Source organism: Deltaproteobacteria bacterium (assembly GCA_016210005.1).
Lineage (GTDB): Bacteria > Desulfobacterota > Binatia > HRBIN30 > JACQVA1 > JACQVA1.
On record JACQVA010000267.1, the window covers coordinates 1 to 20,807 of the forward strand.

The following is a 20,807-nucleotide window of genomic DNA, read 5'->3' on the forward strand; positions in this document are numbered from 1 at the left end:
CAGCCGCGCCGCCCGCGACTTGCTGCTGCCGCGGCTGATGAGCGGGGAGATTGCCGTGTGAACGCCGCAGGGGCGCTGGCTGGTCGTAGCGAGCCGGTGCCGTGGATTCCCGCTTTCGCGGGAATGACAAATTGCGTCCCTTTCGGCCATGGGCCTCAGCCTGACAGTACACAGTACTGTCAGACTGGTGAGGATTTGCCCGGTCGGCTGCACGTTACCCACAGATTTGTCGCACACCCACGCTCAATGTAATCGTGTCGGATGGCGCGCGGCGGTGATTTCGCCGACCAGCTGGCTCAGCGCGGCCTGCAGCTCGCGGCGGTTTTCGTGCAGTTGGCGCTCCAACTGGTGGCGGCGCGCGCGGGCGCGATCGGCGAAGTAGCGGCGCTGCAGCTCACTGCGCTCGTTCAACAAGCGGTCGACTTTGCCGAGTGCGAACAGCCGCACCGTCCCGCCCTGCACTTCTTCGGTGATGGCGATCAAGCGGCTGAGCAAGCCGGTGTGGTGGTTCGCCACCGTCGCGGCCAGCGTGCGATCATGGACCGGATGGAGGAAGAAGGCGGCCTGGAATTCCCGCAGCGCGCCCTCGAGGTCGCCGCGCTCGCGCAAACTGTCGCCGCGCCGGGCGCGGGCGAGACTGCGCGCCACCAGCCAGTGCTCCCAACGCCGCGAGATCAGGCCATCGAGAGGCGGGCGCGCGGCGTTGAAGAGCAGGCCGACCAGGTACAGCAGAAGGCCGATGCCCGCTAATACCAGCAGTGTGGCCAGCAGCGCATTCAGCATGGGGTCAAGCGGCGCTGCGCCTGGCGTAGCGCGCGGTAGCTGATCAGTGTGATGCCCAACTCGGCCAACAGCGCGGCAGTGTCTGGAGCGGTGAAGAAGTCGAAGTCAGCACGGCGTTGTCGCCACGAATCAGTCATGGCGCGCAGCTCAGGGGTATCGAGCGCCGCGTGCACGTAAATCTCGCTCACCCCCGGGCGCAGCTGGCGCAGGAGAGCGGTCCAGTACTGCGGGGTTTCCTCCGGCGCTGGCGGCCCGGCGACGTAGAAGTGATCCGGCCGCAGGACGCCGAGGCGATCGGCCTGGGCGACAACCTGGCCGAAACCCATCTCCATCAGCCAGTCGCGTCGTGCCATACGGATCGGCAGCCGGTATTCGGCAGCGAGCCGGACGTAGAGCGCATGGTAATCGGGCGCGAGCTGGAGCGTGCCCATGTGCGAGTCGAGATGGGTGACGTCGATTCCCGCTGCCAGCGCCGTCTCGATTTGCGCTCGCGTCTCGCGTTCCACCTCGTCGAGCCGGGCGTGCTCGTAGAGCACTTCCGTCTGCCGGTAGAAGTGGCCACGGCTGTCAATCATCGACGGCACCGCCGACCGGCCTAACACCGGGCCCCATTTATAGCGCTCCCATTCGCTGGTATGGGTGACGTGCACGCCGACGCCTACACCCGGTTGCTGCCGCGCCAACTCGACGGCCTCGTTGAACCACGGGCACGGCACCATCACCGTAGTCGAGGAGAAGGCCCCCTGCCTGAGCCCGGCGATGGTGGCCGCGTTCTCGGCCTGACACATGCCGAAATCATCGGCGTTGATGATCAGCAGCCGCGCGCCGGCGGGGTAGCCCAGCAGATCTGTCAGTGGACGTGTCGACATGGTGCGCTCGCGCCCCATACCATCTTTGCGGCGAACGGCAAATCCGCGCGGCGGCGCGTCGCTCGCGGTGGGCGGTGTGTCGCCGGGCCTGGACCGGATTGACCCTCAGTCCTCTGCCCTCTATGGTCGCAGCCGCGACCTGGGAGGCGGCATGCAGTTCGACCATTACGAGGTATATGTCGGCAAAGACATCGGCGGCCGCGAGTGCCGAATCACCCCGGCACTGATTGATACTTACGAAGCCGGCACCGGCGATCGCCACCCGTGGTATCACGGCGACTCGCCGTTTGGCAGCGCGGTGGCGCCGGCGTTGTTGCTGCATTCGGAGGTTTACCGCGACCTCAGCTGGTACCTGCCCAACCTCGTCGGCAACCTGCATGCCAAACAGGAGTGGGAGCTGTTTGCCCCGATGCCGGTGGGCAGCCCGGTCAGTACCCGCGCCACCGTGGTTGAGCGCTACCGCAAGCGCAACCGTGATTACATCGTCAACGAGGTGCTGATCACCGACAGCGCCGGCCGCTGGCTCCAGCGCAGCCGCACGCACCAGAGTTTCTTGGCCGAGGTAGCCGACCCGCAAGCTGGGGCGGTGGTTGACAAGGAGCGGGAAAAGCGCGCCGACCGCCGCTTCGAGGTCGGCGGCACCGCGGCCGAGGCTATCCCCTCGATCAGCCGGCCGATCACCATCGCCATGTGCCAGGCGTTTTCGGGTCCCGAGAAGAACTATCACACCGATCGCGACATGGCGCGGATGTTGGGCTTCCCCGACATCGTCGTGCAAGGCATGATGTCGATCTGCTTCATCGCCGAGATCATGACCCGCGCCTTCGGTGCCGGCTGGTTCCTGGGGGGCAAGCTGAATGTGAACCTGGTCAACGTGGTGTGGGCGGAAGAAACCGTCACCGCGCGAGGCCAAATCCGCGAACAGGTGGCGGAAGGGTCCAAGACACGGCTCCACCTCGACGTCTGGTGCGAGAAGGCCGACGGCACCAAGACGGTGGTGGGCAGCGCCAGCGCCTTGCGTGATTAGAAGCTGACCCAGCGAAATTGACTTGCCTGGAATCGGTCACTACACTCGGGCCGCACTGACAAAGGAGGAGTAGCGCGCATGCAGTTGAAGCACGCCCTGATGATCGGGTCGGTATGGTTGGCGGGAACCTCGGTCGCGCAAGCGGGCTGGGTCATCGAACAAGTCAGCGTTGCCAGCAACGCCAAAGGCGTGGCGAGCCCGGCCGAGCCGGCCTCCATGCGCGTGTCCCAAGGCCGCATTCGGCTGACGCAGCCGAGCGCAATCACAGTGCAGGACTGCGTCAAGGGGCGCTTCGGCCTCTTGGTGCCGGAGCGCAACACCTATTGGTCCGGCACCATCGATGAGTACGTCGGCGAGTTGTACTCGCAACCCTCCGCCCACAACCCGCGCAAACTGCTCAGCGCCGATCGGGAGGTCAAGGCCGATCCGCCGCCGAAGATCGACGAAGCCACCTTGCCCAAGATTGTGATCCGCAAGACCGAAGAGCAGGAAAAGATCGCGGGTTACGATACGCAGAAGTACCTGATCGAGAGCAACGGCAAATTGTTCCAAGAGGTGTGGCTGACGACCGCCATCAACCTCAACGACGATCTCGACCCGAAGTCATACGCGGCATGCCGAGCCAAGCTCAGCACGGGCATGCGTGGGGCGTCGGCCCAGGATTTCAACGCCTTGTACCTCAGCCCGGAGTATCTCGAATTCGCCAAGTCGGGTTTGGCGCTGAAGACGATTACCCACCACATCGCGGGCAGCCACTCGTTGGAAGTTCGCAGCGTGAGTCGCGCCGATGTGCCCAGTAGCGACTTCGAGCTGCCGAGCACGGCGAAGAAGGTGCCGCTCGCTGAAGTGTTCGGGCCGCCTGTGGGCCGGTAACGCCATGCTTGCCGCCGGCGACCGCGCGCCCGACTTCGGCGTCACCTGGCCCGATGGCCGCAGCGTGCGACTGCAAGACTTCCGCGGCCAGCGCCACGTTGTGCTGTACTTCTTCCCCAAGGCCTTCACTCCCGGATGAACTCGCGAGGCTCGGGGCTTTCGCGATCACTACGCGGAGCTGGCCGAGCTGGGCGCCGAGGTCATCGGCGTGAGCCTCGATCCCCCGGGCAAACAAGCGGCGTTCGCGCAGGCCGAGCGGGTGCCCTTCCCCATGATCGGCGACTCCGGCCAGGAGATCGGGCGGGCCTTCGGCGTGCTGCGACTGGGCGGGTGGCTGCTGGCCAAGCGTGTCACCTTCGTCATCGACAAGCAGGGAATCATTCGCGCCGTCATCCGCAGCGAACTAAACATCGACCACCACATTGCCGAGGCGACCAACGTCCTGCGCCAGCTGGCGCGATCATGAGATGCTGGTGGTCTGCCGGCGCTGCCGGTTCAATCGGTGCCGGCCGAATGCTAGGCTGACGCGGCTATGAATGACGCCACGCCCGTCACGGTCATGGTCCGCGGCGAGTTGGCGCCGGGACAGACTAAGAAGTTCGTTCTTCCCAACCAAGGCTACGAAATCGAGTGCTTCGTGATCAACCACAACGGCACGCTGCACGCCTGGGTCAACCGGTGCCGGCACGTGCCGATGACGATGGACTGGATCGAGAATCGCTTCCTCAGCGAGGATGGCCGCCACATTCAATGCGCCACCCACGGCGCCTGCTACAACCCCGACACGGGCGAGTGCGTTATCGGTCCAGCGTGCGGTAAGTTCCTCATCCGTGTACCGCTGGAGGTGGTTGGGGACGAAGTGCGCGCCACCTGCCCAGCCGAGGCGGTACCCGAGGACGTGCGCGGGCGGCCGGGGGCATGAGCCCGCCGGCTTCAGTTTGCGACCGGCAACTGCTGACAGCTGTTACTCCGGCTCCTCGCCGAAGTGTGCGCGCAGAATGCGCTCCTTGAGGTATTCGAGCGTGCCGAGATCTTCCACGATGTCGCCGCCGGTATCGTAGAAGAAGATCTCGCCGTTCTTGTTGCGTCCGACGGCAACCAGCCACTCCAGCTCGTCACGGTCTTCGAGCAGATAGTTGATGGTCTGCGCGACCCCTTTACCGGGGATGATCGTGACTTTGGGTTTGGGGGAATTCTGCTGCTTGGCCATACGGCTGTGTACCTCGCTCGGCTGGCCGTGCCGCACGCACGCAACGGCGCAGCCACCGCAGCGACGCTACACCAGGGCCGCCCCCCTATCAAGGTCAAGCACGCGGCGGCGGCGATGGGTCAGCGATCGGATGCGCGGTGCCTGCCGGGCGAGCACGCTTCGCCGGCAGCGCACAGCGGGATGGGCGGCCGGTTTGCCTCGTTTCGTCGCGAAGATTGGAGGTTGGGCGAAACATGTTACTTAATAGCGTGTCTGCCAATATCTTTGGCTGGTTTCCCTGACCGCGGTCGCCGCTGGAGGTCTTAAGACCTTTCGCCATTTGTTCTCTTGAAATGCAAAACTAGCGGCAGTAGACACCGCGGCAATTGCCCGCTTGCGAGTGGATCGGACGGCAACAATCTCCGCGACCCGGCGGGTGGTGTAGAGCAACGGTTTTCATTGGCCGGGAAGCGCGTTCTTACCGCGACGCTGCGGCTTTTTCGCAGGCAGCGGGGTGGGTAACGCGCCAGGGGAGTTGTTGGCAGTGAACCGACAGATGCTCGATCCTGACGGCCAGCGCGCGAAGAATGAACGCGGCGAATCGCGGACCGGAAGCGGCCCCGAGCCGGTGTCGCCGCCTTCCATCTCCCTGCCCAAGGGCGGCGGGGCGATCCGCGGCATCGGGGAGAAGGTCGCCGCCAACCCGGTCACCGGCACCGGGTCGATGACCGTACCCATCGCCACCAGCCCCGGACGTTCTGGGTTTGGCCCGCAGCTCTCCCTGTCCTATGACTCCGGAGCTGGGAATGGGCCGTTCGGCTTCGGCTGGAGCCTTTCCCTTCCTGCCATCACTCGGAAGACGGACAAGGGGCTGCCGCAGTATCGCGACGCGGAGGAGTCCGACGTCTACATCCTCTCCGGGGCCGAAGACCTGGTACCGGTGTATCGGCAGGACCCTGACGGAACCTGGGTTGCCGGCCATCCCGGATACCAGCGCGACGGCGACGGCTTCTGGGTGCGCGACCAGGTGGGCGGCTTAGTCATCCATGAAGATGAACTCGACGGCTACCGGGTCCGACGCTATCGGCCGCGAATCGAGGGGCTCTTCGCGCGCATCGAGCGCTGGACCAAGATCGGCGAGCCGGCAAACGTCCACTGGCGTTCGATCTCCAAGGACAACATTCTCACCCTCTACGGGTTCGACGCGAACTCACGCATCGCCGATCCGCTGGACGCGAGCTGCATTTTCAGTTGGCTGATCTGCGAAACGCGCGACGACAAAGGCAACGCGGTACTCTACCGCTACAAGGCGGAAGACGGATCGGGCGTCAAGCTCGGCCAGGCCCATGAGCGCAACCGCGGGCAGCAGAACGACGCCCGCCGCACCGCCAACCGCTACCTCAAACGCATCCGTTACGGCAACCGCACGCCATTGCTCGACAACGCCGGGTGTCGTCCCCGCTTCTTGGACAAGGCGCAGGTCGACACACAAATCGCCAATGCAGGTTGGATGTTCGAGGTGGTGTTCGACTACGGCGAACATGACGGAGCTGCCCCCAAGCCGAACGACGCCGGCGTATGGGGTTACCGGCTGGACCCGTTCTCTTCTTATCGTTCGGGCTTCGAGGTCCGCACCACGCGCCTGTGTCAGCGCGCGCTGACGTTCCATCACTTCCCGGGTGAGACAGGCGTGGGGCGGGATTGCCTCGTGCGCTCTACGGACTTCACGTACTCGGATGAAGTGGACCCCACCGACGTCAGCAATCCGGTCTACACCTTCCTGCGCAGGGTCACGCAGACCGGTTACCGCCGCAACAACGGCGGCTACAACTCGCGCAGCCTCCCGCCGGTTGAATTCGAGTACACCGCGCCGCTCGTGCAGGAGCCCGTAGAACAAGTGGACCTCGCGAGCCTCGAAAACCTTCCCATCGGTTCGGATGGCAGCGCCTACCGCTGGACGGACCTGCATGGCGAAGGCATCCCCGGCATCCTGACCGAGCAGGCGGGTGCGTGGTTCTACAAGCGTAACGTCAGCCCCATCCCGGAAGAGTTGGCTGACAGTCGGGAGCTGGTGAAGGCGCGGTTCGCTCCGCTCGAAATCATCGCCAGCAAACCCAATGTCGCTTTGACCGGGGGCGCAGAATTTATGGATCTGGCTGGCGACGGCCAGCCGGATGTGGTGGTCATGGAAGGCCCAACCCCTGGCCTGTACGAGCACGACGAGGCCGAAGGCTGGCAGCCCTTCCGCCCGTTTACTTCACGACTGAACCGCGGCACACGCGACCCGAATCTGAAGTTCGTGGACCTGGACGGTGACGGCCACGCAGACGTGCTGATCACCGAAGACGACGCCTTTGTCTGGCACGCCTCGCTGGCCGAGGCCGGTTTCGGCCCGGCGCGCCGCGTCGCGCAGGCGCTCGACGAAGAGCGAGGTCCACGCATCGTCTTCGCCGACGGCACGCAATCGATTTACCTGGCCGACCTCAGCGGTGACGGTCTTACGGATATCGTCCGCATCCGCAACGGTGAGGTCTGCTACTGGCCCAACCTGGGTTATGGCCGCTTCGGCGCCAAGGTCACGATGGACAACGCGCCGACCTTCGACCACCCGGACCAGTTCCACCAGACACGCATTCGTTTGGCCGACATCGACGGCAGCGGCACCACCGACATCATCTATCTGCACCGTGACGGCGTGCGCCTGTACTTCAACCAGTCGGGCAACAGTTGGAGCAAGCCGCATCCGCTGAAGGTGTTCCCGCACATCGACGAGCTGGCGAGCATCGTGCCGGTGGACCTGCTCGGGAACGGCACCGCCTGCCTGGTCTGGTCATCGCCCCTGCCCGGCGATGCACGGCGGCCGATGCGCTACGTCAACCTGATGGGCGGCCATAAGCCGCATCTACTGGTCAAGACAATCAACAACCTCGGCGCCGAAACCCGCGTCGACTACGCCCCGTCCACGAAGTTCTATCTGCAGGACAAGTACGACGGCAAGCCGTGGATCACGCGTCTGCCGTTCCCCGTGCACGTGGTGGAGAAGGTCACGACCTACGATTACATCAGCCGGAACCGCTTCGTGACCCGCTACGCCTACCACCACGGCTACTTCGACGGTGAGGAGCGCGAGTTCCGCGGCTTCGGCATGGTCGAGCAGTGGGACACCGAACAATTCACCTCCCTCGCCCCCATTGGGGGAGAGGGCTGGGGTGAGGGGGAAGCCACCAACGTCGAGGTATCCTCCCACGTACCGCCGGTGCACACCAAGACCTGGTTCCACACGGGCCTCTACCTCGGCCGCGATCACGTCTCCGACTACTTCGCCGGCCTGCTGAACGCCGCCGACCGAGGCGAGTACTTGCGCGAGCCTGGCCTGAGTGACCCAGAAGCCAAAGCCCTGCTATTGCCGGACACAATTCTCCCCGGCGGCCTGAGCATCGAAGAGGAGCGCGAAGCCTGCCGTGCCCTCAAGGGTTCGATGCTGCGCCAGGAAGTGTATGCCGATGACGCCGGTCCCAACGCCACGGCCGAGCAGATCGAACGCGCCCGCACGCCCTACACCGTCACCGAGCAGAACTTCACCATCCGCACCGTGCAGCCGCGGGGCGCCAACCGGCACGCTGTCTTCTTCACCCATGCGCGCGAGGCGATCAGCTACCACTACGAGCGCAGCCCCGCCGACCCGCGCATTCAGCACGCGCTGACGCTGGAGGTCGATGCTTTTGGCAACGTGCTCAAGCAGGCGGCCGTTGGCTATGGGCGGCGCAAGCAGATCCGTGTTGTCGACGACCAGGGAAACGTGCAGCAGGTGCCGAACCCAGGTCTGACCGGGCTCGATGCCACTGATCAAGCGAAGCAAACAACCCCGCTGCTCACCTACACCGAAAACCGTGTCACCAACGCCATCGAGTCGCCCGACACGCATCGTAATCCCTTGCCCTGCGAAGCGATCACCTTCGAGCTGACGGGCTACACGCCCACCGGGGCGGCTGGCCGTTTCCAGGCCTCAGACCTGGTCGAACCCGACCCCGCCGTTCCCGGACGCCTGCGTCACAAGTTCACCGCCCCCGAAGTCGCCTATGAGGCCACAGCCACCGGCAACCAGCGCCGCCGCCCCATCGAGTGGCTGCGGACGCTTTACCGGCGTGACAACCTGAACGGACTGTTGCCGCTCGGTGAGTTGCACTCACTCGCCCTGCCCGGTGAAAGCTACAAGCTCGCCTTCACGCCCGGGTTGCTAACACAGGTCTTCCAGCGTTTCCGTGCGGGTCAGCCCGCCGAGCCCCTGCTGCCCGACCCGGCAGCCGTGCTCGGCGGACAGGCCGGGAACCGGGGTGGCTATCTGCGAAGCCAGACAATGAAAGCCGACGGGCGCTTCCCCGCGACCGATGCCGATGATCATTGGTGGATCCCGTCGGGGCAGTCGTTCTTCACCACCAACCCGCTCGATGCTGCAGCCACTGAACTGGCACAGGCGCGGCAGCGTTTCTTCTTGCCGCGACGCTACCGCGACCCCTTCGGTCAGGACGCTTTCGTTGACTTTGACGCCAACGACCTGCTGATGACGGAAACCCGTGACGCACTCGGCAACCGGGTGACGGTGAACGCCAACGACTACCGCGTCCTGCAGCCGCGCCTCGTTAGTGACCCGAACCACAACCGGACCGAGGTGGCCTTCGACACGCTCGGCATGGTGGTGGGCATCGCCGTGATGGGCAAGCCGACGGATAATCCGCGACTCGGCGACAGCCTCGATGCCACCTTCCAGCCCGACCCGCCCGAAGATCAGTTAGACGCATTCATCGCGACGCCCCGGGAGGCATCGGCCGACCCGAAGTTCAGCCTGCCGACGCAGGCCGCGCACGACCTCCTCGCCAAGGCCACGACGCGCATCGTCTATGACCTGACGCGCTACATGCGTTTGGGCGAACCGCCGCTCGCGGCAACCATTGCACGCGAAACGCACGAGAGCGATCTGCAGCCACACGAGAAGAGCAAGCTGCAGATCAGCTTTTCCTACTCCGATGGCTTTGGCCGCGAGATCCAGAAGAAGATCCAGGCTGAGCCGGGCCCGTTGGTCGATGGCGGTCCCGTGATCAACCCGCGCTGGGTCGGCAGCGGCTGGACCATCTTCAACAACAAGGGCAAGCCGGTCCGCCAGTACGAGCCCTTCTTCGACGATACCCACGCCTTCAAGTTTGCCGCCATCCATGGCGTCAGTCCGGTGCTGTTCTACGACCCGGCCGATCGTGTCATCGCCACGCTTCACCCGAACCACACTTACGAGAAGGTCGTCTTCGACCCCTGGCAGCAGACCACCTACGACGTCAACGACACCTGCGCCGCCCGTAACGCCCAGACCGGCGACCCGCGCACCGATCCCGACATCCATGGCTACGTGGCCGAGTACTTCAAGACGCAGCCCGCAACCTGGCAGACCTGGCACGCGCAACGCGTCGGCGGCGCCATGGGAACTCACGAGCGCGACGCAGCCCTGCGCGCCGCCGCGCATGCCGACACGCCGACCACCGCCCACTTCGATGCCCTGGGCCGCCCCTTCCTGACCGTGGCGCGCAATCGCATCGTCTGCCCCGGCCACGACCTTGACGGCACCGAAGACAGCTGCGCCACCCGCGTGGAGCTCGACATCGAAGGCAACCAGCGCGCCGTGCGCGACGAACGCCGACTGCCCGTCAACTATCTGCCGACCGGTGCAATCGAGCAGCGCATCGTCATGCGCTACGCCTACGACATGCTCGGCAACCGCATCCACCAGCTCAGCATGGAGGCGGGCGCGCGCTGGATGCTGAACGACGTGGCCGGCAAGCCCATCCGCGCCTGGGACAGCCGCGGCCATAACTTCGTAACCACCTACGACGCATTGCGCCGCCCGATTGAACAGTACGTGCGGGGGACGTTCAGCGACTCCGATCCGCTGAAGCCAAACTCCGATCCGCGCACACTAGGCCGCGACCGTCTGGTCGACAAGATCGAGTACGGCGAGCCCCCGGCCAATGCGAGCCCGGCTGACGAGGACCGGGCGCAACGTCTCAACCTGCGCACCCGCATCTATCGGCACTTCGATTCCGCTGGTGTGGCCACCAACGCGCGCCTCGACGCCAACGGCAACCCGCTCGAAGCTTACGACTTCAAAGGCAACTTGCTGCGTAGCACGCGCCGCCTCGCAAGCGACTACACGGCCATCCCCGACTGGCTGCTCAATCCCAAGCTCGATGAGGAAAGCTTCGAGGGCAGCACCCGCTACGACGCGCTCAATCGCCCCATCCAGTCCATCGCGCCGCACAGCAGCCTGCCCCGCGCCAAACGCAACGTCATCCAGCCCGTGTTCAATGAGGCCAACCTGCTAGAGCGGGTGGACGTGTGGCTGGAACGCGCGGCCGAGCCTACCGCGCTCCTCGACCCCAACAACGAGGTGGCATCGCCGGTCGGCGTCGCCAACATCGACTACGACGCCAAGGGCCAGCGCCTGCGCATCGACTACAAGAACGGCGCCAGCACATTCTATGACTACGACCCGCTGACCTTCCGGCTGATCCGGCTGCTAACAGCGCGCGGTAACAAGGGCGCACCAGATTGCATCCCGGCCTTGAACCCCCGGACCTGCGAAGATCCACCGGCATTGTGCCATCGTCTCGCCACGTCGGCGTGTATTGTCCAGGATCTGCACTACACCTACGACCCCGCCGGCAACATCACCCACATCCAGGACGACGCGCAGCAGACCATCTACTTCCGCAACAAGCGTGTCGAGCCGAGCAATGACTACACCTACGATGCCCTCTACCGGCTGATCCAGGCCAGCGGCCGCGAACACCTGGGCCAACAGACCAATGGCACGCGCAATGCGCCGACCGCGCCCGATGCCTTGAACCTCTTCCACACCCGGCTCGACCATCCCGGTGACGGCAGCGTCATGGGCACGTACATCGAGCGCTATGTGTACGACGCCGTCGGCAACTTCCTGCAGATGCAGCACCGCGGCAGCGACCCGGCGCATCCAGGCTGGACGCGTCGCTACACCTACAGCGAGACCAGCCTGATCGAAGGGGGCAAGCAGAGCAACCGACTTACCAGTACGCAGGTCGGCAATTGGGTCTCTTCCGCCCCCGAGACCTACCAGCACGACGCCCACGGCAACATGGTGCGAATGCCGCACCTGGGCGGCGGGTTGCCCGGGGCGAACATGCACTGGGACTACAAGGACCAGTTGCGCCAGACCGACCTGCGTGGCGGCGGCACGGCCTGGTACGTCTACGACGCTTCGGGCCAGCGCGTGCGCAAGGTGTGGGAGAAGTCGCCCGGCCTCACCGAAGAACGCATCTACCTCGGCGGTTTCGAGATCTTCCGCAAACACGGTGGTCCCATCGGCGCCAACACTGCCACGCTGGAGCGCGAGACGCTGCATGTGATGGACGACAAGCAGCGCATCGCCCTGGTGGAGACGCGCACGCTCGATACGCTGAGCAGCGACCAAGCGCCCCGTCAACTGACCCGCTACCAGTTCGGCAACCACCTCGGCTCGGCCAGCCTGGAGCTGGATGACCATGCGCAGATCATTTCCTACGAGGAGTACACCCCTTACGGCAGCACCTCCTACCAGGCCGTGCGCAGCCAGACCGAGACGCCGAAGCGCTATCGATATACGGGGAAAGAGCGGGATGAGGAGAGCGGGTTGTATTACTACGGTTCGCGCTACACCGCTGCCTGGATTGGGCGGTGGATCTCAACCGATCCTAGTAATCTCGAGGACGGAATCGACCTTTTTCAGTTCGTCCGAAGCAACCCGGTAGTGCTTTTCGATCCCAATGGCGAGGATAGCTGGAGAAGCAAGTTGTCGTGGGGCCAACGCTTTGCCTTGTGGGTTGATGATGTTGTCGGTACCGAGAATATACAGGCTGCTGCGAATGCGTCTGCCGGGTTCGGCGACGTGCTCTCATTTGGTCTCACTGACAAAGCAAGGGAGGCAATGGGAACAAACACAGTAGTCGATAAAAGCAGTGCAGCCTATAACTATGGAGGTGCTGCGGGTGTTGCGCTGCAAACTGGTATCGCTGTTGCAGCGGTTCCGGTTGCAGTCGCGAAGTTCGGTGCGGCCGCCACCGTCAAGGGGATGGCTTACACATATGTGGGGCTCAAGGCTGCCAACGTTGGCTTGGACTACGTCGATCCGTCTCAGACTGCTTCGGCAACCCTGAATACTGCGGCATCTCTGATATTCCCGGCACGGATTGCGCGAGCACCAAATGCAAACAGAACAGAGGCATTTAGAGGTTTAACCGAAGGAGAAATCAGCAGGGCCGTAGAAGGGCCAATGGACAGTGACATCATGGTCCGGATACCTGCCGAAGGACTGAGACCCATTGAGACTAGCCCGTATGGGAAGTCTGGACAGATGGTCAAGATACATACTGAAGCACAGTCTTCCGTACCCGGTGCTAGCGGCAACGTTAAGACCACGGTCAGATTTCACGATGCCGATTTGACGGCGCCTAAGGGAAGCGCGTCCCGCCAAGGTACGACTATGGCAATAGAACAAGCCAAAGGCGCAAGGCGGGTCGTCCCCGACCGGACTAGCCCATGGGGAGGGCGCTGGGTCCACAAGAATACTGCATCGAGCTCCGATTGGGGGGCTGCGCATATTCGGCTATACGGAAGTCCAGGAGGGAAAGGACCTTCTGCCCCTCCCTTCTTCATATACCCGACGTTTACGCCGGGCCCAGATCCACAATCGAAGACGCTTATGATCAATGTTGGGGGCAGCTTTTAGGCTTACAGTGAGCAGCAAGGAGACCACCTACATGAGCCCAAGACCATGAGCCCAAGACGCGGTTGAGTCGTTAAGACGAGAGTATCCACGAACGAAGGAACTTGATGAACTTTGAGCCCCAAGAACCCCTTATCAGCACGATGGCTTTCCTCTCCATCCTGCTACCGGGCGCGCTGCTCACCTATTTGCTGATGGGTGAGTTGGCCCCGCGTGCTGGGAGATCGCTACACCACGCTCGCTGGCGCGCAAGCCTGGGCCGCCTTCCTGTTCGTGAGCTATCTCTTCGGCCACCTGGTCTTCCTGCTCGGCTCCTGGCTGGACGCGTTCTACGACCGGGCCCGACGCTACACGCTGGATGCGCAGATTGCGCAGCTCGCGTGCCGCGAAATCGGGAGTGGCAAGGGCTGTCACGCTCTGAATGCGGCACGAAGAGGAAGCGAGACCACCATGAATACGGCATCTAGGCATCCAAGCATCAGCGGGGCCATCTTGGTTCTGGCAGTTGCGTGCCTCGGCACACGCGGAGCCGCACAGTGCACGCTGACACAGGAGTCGACCTTCGCCCACGCGGAAATCGGCTCCGTTACGATCTTTCGTGACGTGTCGACAGATGCCATCGCCTTCGCCTCGCAGATGCAAGTCAACACCGACGGCGCGCCGGATTCCTACCACCCGGACGACATCGGCATCACCCACATCTGCAACGGCGTCAGCGTCGGTCCGAATTGCACCTGGAAAGCCGAGTGCATGCCTGAGTTCCGGGTCGCGAAGGCCGAGGGGTTTCGGGGTCCGCAGAAGATCTGCTTTTTCGCCATGGCCAACGGTGCCGACGGGGTTCCTATCATCCAGGGCGACACGGATCCTAAACCAGGCTACTTCGTCTCGACCACCGCACTGCGCCAGCCCAACGAGGACCCCCGCAGCCCGCAGGCCCAGCTCGACTCCAACACGGTGCCGTTCGCGGTGATCCCGCGCGGTTGGCAGTCCACCGGCAGGCTCGGGCCCAAGCTCGGCGACTTCGGCGTCGCCCACCGCCGCTCGAATGGGAAGCTCGCCTACTTCGTGGTTGGCGACGTCGGCCCGCGCAACAAGCTCGGCGAAGGTTCGGTGGCCCTGCATCAGGCGCTGGGCAACGACCCCTTCGTGATGCGCTTCGGTGTGCGCCGCGCACGCCGGGGGATCGGCGGGCGCGACGTGGTCTATCTCCTATTCCCCGGATCCGCCGTGCAGGGCGAGCGGCTTGACGCCGCTTCTATCGAACGAGTCAGCGCCCCACTGCTGAATAGCTTTGGCGGCGAGGCGCGCATCAAAAGTTGTTTCGGTCGCTGAGACAGGGGCAGCTGCTCATTGCTGACGTGAAGGGAAAGAAAGGAGATTGGTTATGTTCGCGCTACGCTGTGTTCCACCCTCGCCGGAAGTGATGGCAATCCTTTTCATGGAGTACCGGCGCTCCGGGAAGATGAAGACGATGTCTTTCAAGAAGTACCTGAAGTCCATCGGATTTACGGACCCCGCGGCTGAGATCGTGGGTATGGACGATGCGGCTCGGTTCCGGCGTGGGCCTGCCGGGCCGGAGCTGATCGAAATACCGTCGCATCCGGTCAAAGGGAAACTGCAGGTCAAGGTCCTCCTTGTGGATTTTCCGGACAGGCAAGGCGCTCTTCCTCCACAACACTACGAGGACATGTTGTTCTCGAACGGGAAGTATCCGACGGGCAGCATGCGGGATTTCTACAAGGAAGTCAGCCTGAGCAAGGTGGACGTGGTGGGGTCCGTGCACGGCTGGCTCCGCATGCCTAACCCGTATTCGTATTACACAAACAACGAATCAGGCATGAAAGGGGCGTCTTATCCGCACAACGCGCAGCGGATGGCCGAGGACGCGGTGAACGCGGCGCTGCAAAAGGGAATCGGGTTTGGGCAGGACCTGGACAAGCTGAACCAAGGAATCGTCACCGCCTTGTTCATCATCCATGCCGGCCGCGGGGCGGAGCAGTTGCACCCTTCGGTCGCCGGCAAGGAAATTTGGTCACACAAATGGAATCTGAAGAATTCCGTCGATGTCGGCAACGGTCTTTCGGCGACCATCTATCTCACAGTGCCCCATGACTGCAAAGTCGGCGTCTGCGCCCACGAGCTCGGGCATCTCGCCTTCCAGTGGCAGGATTTCTACGATCCCAATTACGACGACGACGGCCAAGAGTGGGACGGCTCGGGTGTGTGGGACTTGATGGCCGGCGGCTCCTGGAACGGCGACGGCGCCCGACCGGCGCATCCTGCGGGACTTCACAAGATCCAGCACGGCTGGGTGCCGATCACGACGGTGGCGAAGTCGCGCAGTCTCACCCTGAAGCCTTACACCGCGAAATCCGGCCGCGTCTACAAAATCGTAAGCCTCAGTTACGGCGCAAAGCAGTACCTGATCCTCGAGAACAGGAAGCGAAGCGGGTTCGATTTCAATCTGCCGGGAGAGGGCTTGTTGATCTGGAGGGTCGACGAAAAGGGCGAGATGGAAGCGCCGGACCGTCCAGGCCTACTGCTGATTCAGGCGGATGGAAAACACGACCTGGAGCAACCCAAGGACTGGAATGAGGGCGATGGCGGCGATCCGTTCCCCGGCAAGGCCCGGCGAAAGATGCTCAAGGACACCGGTTCCATCTCCACCTCCTTCCCCAATGGAAAGCGTTCCGGCGTTACGCTGGAGAACATCGTGCTCGATCAAGCGAGTGGAAAGATCACGCTCGATGTGAAGTTTGCGGCCGGCAATCCAGGCTAGGAAAGACCGCGACACCCACGCGGCGCAGCGGGAAAGCGGGATCAAGTCGAAGCAAGGCGCCGGTGTGGAGAAAGTGAAGAGGAGAAGCGCGTGAATTTCGAACCCCAGAAATTCTTCATCGGCCTGATGGATTTCTTCTCCATCCTGCTGCCGGGCGCGCTGCTCACCTATCTATTGATGGGCGAGGTGGGGCCGGTCGTGCTTGGAGATCGCTATGCCAAGCTCGCCGGCGCGGAAGCGTGGGCCGCCTTCCTGTTTGCGAGTTATCTCTTCGGCCACCTGGTGTTCTTGGTTGGCTCTCGGTTGGATGAGTTCTACGACTGGGCGAGGCGCCACACGCTGGATGTGCAGATTTCGCAGCTCGCGCGCCGTGGCCGCTTGTTGTCCTGGTTTGCGCGCGTCCTGATCTGGCACGTGTTCAAGGACGAGCGCAATCTCGCCGTAGAGCGCGCCGGAAAGATCAAGCGGCAGGCCCTCGGCGCCCTGCAGGCCAAGGACGCCATCAACACCTTCCAGTGGTGCAAGGCGCTGCTGAATGTCGAAAGCCCGGAGAGCTTGGCTATCGTCCAACGCTTCGAGGCCGATTCCAAGTTCTTTCGCTGCTTCGCCGTCGTGCTGCTGCTTCTGCTCGCCGCCTGGCCGCTGCAGGATAAGTGGCCGCTCAGCGGCATCCCCGTGGTGCTGGGGCTGCTCCTGCTGGCGCTGTGGCGCTACATGGAGCAGCGCTACAAGGCCACGAACCAAGCCTACTGGTCGGTCATCACGCTCGCGGCAAAGGACGGCAAGGTTACCCTGGATAAGCCAGCGGCACCGAGCGCGCCCACGCACGCTGGTGGCGTCGTTTTCCGGATGCGGTGGGGCAAGGCGCAGTACCTGCTGGTCGAAGCCAAGGACGACCCCAATCAATGGGTACTGCCCAAGGGGCATGTCGAAGCAGGCGAGCAGCACCGCGAAACCGCCGTGCGCGAAGTGCACGAGGAAGCCGGCGTGTGGGCGCGCATCGTCTGCCAACTGCGCGACGTGTCCTACTCCGTCAATGGAGCCATCGTCACGGTGCGTTTCTTCCTGATGCAAGCCGTGGGGCGCGGCCTGCGCAAAGAGAAGACCAGACAACACCTCTGGCTGCCACCAGAGGAAGCGGTCGCAAAGGCCAGCCATGTCGAGACGCGCGAGCTTCTGCAGGAGGCGGCTGCGAACTGCGCACTTCTACAGGCGGCAGAGCAACGGCGGGTGCGAGTATGAAGCGAACCCAATCGCCCCGCGGCGCGCTGGCCGCTTTGCGAGCGGCGCTCGTCGAGTCGGGGCCCGCGTACACGGTACGAGGCGATGCGCGCTTTGATGGCACTTGGATGGCGCAGGGGTTCTCGGAACCGCGACGATACGGGCGTCGCTTGCCCATCTGCCGCAAGTGCCGTCAAGGAGATCGGATGAATGGCTATGAATGACTACGCTGATAATCGATGGAAGGACCGGCCCCAAGTTTGGGAAGATCGGTTCGCACTCAAGGTTGCCTACTCCTTTCCGCCGGGTCATGGCCTGCTAGCGGGTGCTCGCTATCCGGTCCTGTGTTTCCTGCATGGGGACAAGGAGTGCGGGCGCGGCCCGGACAAAGGTAAGGAGATCGAGCGGGCCATGAGCGAGCATGGCCCACTACTAGCTGACGAGAGCTGTTCGATCGCGAGAGCGAAGTTCATAATCGTCTGCCCGCAGTTGCCATACCCCGGTGGTGACGTTTGGCGAAACCATTGCGGCGCAGTGCTTCAGATCGTCCGACAAATGCACGAACGGGAACAAGGTGATCCGACTGCGACCTATCTGGCGGGCTTCAGCTACGGTGGCGACGGGGTGTTCGACATTGCGGCGATGGGCAGCGACATCAGTTGGAAGGCGCTGTGGGGCGTAGACCCGACCAGGGAGCCGATTGGGAAACCAGGGTGCGCAACCTGGCTGTCGGCAGGACCCCGTGCGCGGGCGGCAAAGCAAGCGGCTGCTCAACCTCGGCTTTAGAGAGAGAACACTCGGTGTTGGATGGAACTATGTGTATGACGACTACGGAGTTGATCATGGCGAGACGTCTCGGAAGGCGTTTGCCGACGAGGGCGTCTACCAATGGCTGACCGCCACGGCCACGCCGAGCATTCAAGAAGAACGACGGAAGTGAGGCAACAAGGAAGCGCACCATGACGCGCGCGCAATGGCTGCTCGACTGGCGCGACGGCAGGAAGAGCGTTCAGGAGAATGGGCTGCACTATCTGCTGAGTTTACCCGTGAGAACCGACAACGTGTCGCGAGGAGTGTGAACGATGAACAAGATCATCTATCCCCTGAAGCCGGAGGATCGAGGAGAACCCGTCGCCGACTTGCAGGAGGGTCTGCGGCTCATGGTCGTCAAGGGCGTCTTGCAGTTGAGCCCTGACGACCGGAAGACGTTGGGAGAGCGTCTGCAACACGAACGTGCGGAGATCTCCTACGGCGAAGCCACGTATAGGCTAGTCAGGTTGTTCCAGCAGCAACGTCACCTCGAGCCCACCGGTCGAGTGGATGAGCACACGGCCAACGTGATCAACGCCATACTAGAGCAACTGGGTGCGTTCCGCCCGGCACCCCAAGATCAGCAACGTCTGGTGGGAGGTCAGGTCCGGCGCGAGGATGGCTTGCTACTGCAGGGGGTGCGAGTGCTCGCAAGTCACGAAGCGGGTGAGGGCGCCATCCGATTGGGCGAGGACACAACGGATGCCGAAGGCCGCTACACCATCCGGTACAACCTGCCGCCGGAAGTCATCAGTATCCGTTTGCGCGTCTCCGCGGTGGACGGAAACGGCCGCACATTACAATCCTTCGAGCTGGACCGTGATGCCAACCCGCTCGAGATCATTAACCTCGCGGTGCCCATCGCGGGGAAACCCACCGTGCAGCAGAGGATCGAGGGAACCATCGTGCTTGAGCACGGGCTGCCGGCTGAGCAATTGAAGCTTCGCCTGTACCGGCGTGACTTCGGCGGCAAGGCTACCGCGCTGGCCGAGACGACTACGCTTGTAGGCGGTCGCTACGCGTTCGCCTATGACGCCGGCGGTCCGGCAGCCAGCCTCGATGTTCGCGCCGTCAAGGCCGATGGCAGCGAGGTATTGCTGTCCAAACCCTTGAACGAGCTGACCCCGGAAGCCGGCGCCAGCCTGAACCTGATGGCGCCCGGTAGCCTGCAGCCGCTGGCGGCGGAGTATCGCCGCCTATCAGCCGATCTCACACCGCCCGTCGGGCAAATGACCAAGCTGGCCGACGCGAAGGAGAACGCTGAACAGCAGGATATCACCGTGCTCAACCGCGCCACCGGTTGGGATGCAAGGCTGATCGCTCTGGCGTCCATTACCGAGCGATTGGCGGCCGATCCCGATGTCGGGCTGCCTTCCGAGGCGCTCTACGGGCTCCTGCGAGCGGGTCTGCCTTCCGACAAACTGCTTCTCGCACAGGTTGATCCCGACGTCGTTGAAATGGCGATCAAGAAGGTCCGCGACGCAGGTGGTGTGCAGATCGACGACGCTGGCATCGCGGACTTCAAGACGAAGTTCACCACCTTCGCCAACAAGACGCGACTGGCCACGCCGGTACCCGGTTCGCGATCGACCTACGGGGACCTGCTCAAGTCGTCGGGTCTGCCGCAAGACGCACAGGACAAGTTCGCTCCGGTCTATCTGAGGCATCGAGGCAACGGCGCCCAGTTGTGGGAAGAGGCACGCCGAGCAGGCCTGGACGCCGTGCACATTGCCAAGCTGCAGTTGCAGGGCAAGTTGGCCTTTCTGGCCGGCAATAGCGAGGCCATGACCACGCGGCTGCTCAACAAGGGGAAGGATCCCGTCGAACTGGCGGAGCAGGATTTCCATACCGCTGCGGCGTGGAGGAAGGAGGTGTTCAGAGAGGTGTTGAAACAGGAGGACATCCCTCAGGACCCTTGGGCCAACCTGACGGACGCTGACCGCAAGCAGTTGGAAGCGGCGATTCCCGCGGCCTATGCGGGCGAGAAGGTCGAGGCACGGCTCGATGCCTATGCCGAGGACATGGCACGTAAAGTCCGCCTGAGTTATCCGACGCAAGTGCTCGGGCGACTGATGGAAACGGACGAGAAGTTCAAGCTGCCGTCAGGCCACGACGCCACAGTCAAGCTGCTGAAAAGCGCAACTGCACAAGGATTCCGCCTCGGCGCAACCCCGGTGTCGGCTTTTCTGAAATCGAATGCAGGCGTGCAGGGCGGTTTGAGCGACGCGGAGCTTCAAGCCGCCGGACAGCAGATGAAGGTCCTGCAGCGGGTGTACCAGATCACGCCCGGCAATGAGGCGATGCCGGTGCTGATGAGTCTGGGAATGACGTCCGCTTTTGACGTAATGTGTCCTTCCGGTGAGCATGCATGCGCGCTGACGTCGCGTTCGACTAACCTCCCCGGCCATCTCGACGAGAGGAGGATGGTCGAATGGCAAGGGAGAACAGCGCAACGCAGGGACTGGCACGAC

The 20,807-nt window shown here is 63.4% G+C and carries 14 protein-coding genes; 11 read left to right on the forward strand and 3 right to left on the reverse strand.

Features of this window, described 5'->3' with window-relative positions; translation table 11 throughout:
* Positions 1–243 precede the first annotated feature (243 nt).
* Together HY699_25405 and HY699_25410 are read right to left on the reverse strand one after the other, a co-directional pair.
* Positions 244–783: a hypothetical protein gene (locus HY699_25405; protein MBI4519142.1), complete on the reverse strand. Its 540-nt coding sequence runs from the start codon at positions 781–783 to the stop codon at positions 244–246.
* Positions 777–1,652: a polysaccharide deacetylase family protein gene (locus HY699_25410; protein MBI4519143.1), complete on the reverse strand. Its 876-nt coding sequence runs from the start codon at positions 1,650–1,652 to the stop codon at positions 777–779. Before HY699_25410 ends, HY699_25405 begins: the two co-directional genes overlap by 7 nt.
* Positions 1,653–1,803: 151 nt before the next feature.
* Between HY699_25410 and HY699_25415 the strand changes: the two genes are divergently transcribed.
* The 5 genes from HY699_25415 to HY699_25435 all read left to right on the forward strand — a co-directional run bounded on the left by HY699_25415 (position 1,804) and on the right by HY699_25435 (position 4,474).
* Positions 1,804–2,679 carry a hypothetical protein gene (locus HY699_25415; protein ID MBI4519144.1) on the forward strand — a complete coding sequence of 292 codons (876 nt, stop codon included), beginning with the start codon at positions 1,804–1,806 and terminating at the stop codon, positions 2,677–2,679.
* Positions 2,680–2,757: 78 nt separating this feature from the next.
* Positions 2,758–3,552: a DUF4412 domain-containing protein gene (locus HY699_25420; protein ID MBI4519145.1), complete on the forward strand. Its 795-nt coding sequence runs from the start codon at positions 2,758–2,760 to the stop codon at positions 3,550–3,552.
* Positions 3,553–3,556: 4 nt separating this feature from the next.
* The gene (locus HY699_25425) at positions 3,557–3,691 is read left to right on the forward strand and encodes a redoxin domain-containing protein (protein ID MBI4519146.1); all 135 of its coding nucleotides are present in this window, start codon (positions 3,557–3,559) and stop codon (positions 3,689–3,691) included.
* 39 nt (positions 3,692–3,730) lie between these two features.
* Positions 3,731–4,018 carry a redoxin domain-containing protein gene (locus HY699_25430; protein MBI4519147.1) on the forward strand — a complete coding sequence of 96 codons (288 nt, stop codon included), beginning with the start codon at positions 3,731–3,733 and terminating at the stop codon, positions 4,016–4,018.
* A gap of 66 nt (positions 4,019–4,084) precedes the next feature.
* Positions 4,085–4,474, forward strand: a complete 390-nt coding sequence (locus HY699_25435; protein MBI4519148.1) for a Rieske 2Fe-2S domain-containing protein — start codon at positions 4,085–4,087, stop codon at positions 4,472–4,474.
* 42 nt (positions 4,475–4,516) lie between these two features.
* Here HY699_25435 and HY699_25440 read toward each other — a convergent pair whose 3' ends face one another.
* Complete coding sequence (locus HY699_25440; protein MBI4519149.1) at positions 4,517–4,762, reverse strand: hypothetical protein; 246 nt, start codon at positions 4,760–4,762, stop codon at positions 4,517–4,519.
* A 535-nt stretch (positions 4,763–5,297) separates the two neighbouring features.
* Here HY699_25440 and HY699_25445 point away from each other — a divergent pair.
* The 6 genes from HY699_25445 to HY699_25470 form a co-directional block, all read left to right on the forward strand.
* A complete protein-coding gene (locus HY699_25445; protein MBI4519150.1) occupies positions 5,298–13,529 on the forward strand; it encodes a VCBS repeat-containing protein in 8,232 nt (2,743 codons plus the stop codon).
* 210 nt (positions 13,530–13,739) lie between these two features.
* Positions 13,740–14,858 carry a hypothetical protein gene (locus tag HY699_25450; GenBank protein MBI4519151.1) on the forward strand — a complete coding sequence of 373 codons (1,119 nt, stop codon included), beginning with the start codon at positions 13,740–13,742 and terminating at the stop codon, positions 14,856–14,858.
* Between the two features lie 52 nt (positions 14,859–14,910).
* Complete coding sequence (locus HY699_25455; GenBank protein ID MBI4519152.1) at positions 14,911–16,305, forward strand: M6 family metalloprotease domain-containing protein; 1,395 nt, start codon at positions 14,911–14,913, stop codon at positions 16,303–16,305.
* Between the two features lie 90 nt (positions 16,306–16,395).
* Positions 16,396–17,547: an NUDIX domain-containing protein gene (locus HY699_25460; GenBank protein ID MBI4519153.1), complete on the forward strand. Its 1,152-nt coding sequence runs from the start codon at positions 16,396–16,398 to the stop codon at positions 17,545–17,547.
* Positions 17,548–17,736: 189 nt separating this feature from the next.
* Positions 17,737–18,312, forward strand: a complete 576-nt coding sequence (locus tag HY699_25465; protein MBI4519154.1) for a hypothetical protein — start codon at positions 17,737–17,739, stop codon at positions 18,310–18,312.
* A 296-nt stretch (positions 18,313–18,608) separates the two neighbouring features.
* Positions 18,609–20,807 (forward strand): carboxypeptidase regulatory-like domain-containing protein (locus HY699_25470; protein MBI4519155.1); only part of this gene is annotated, 2,199 nt, incomplete at its 3' end.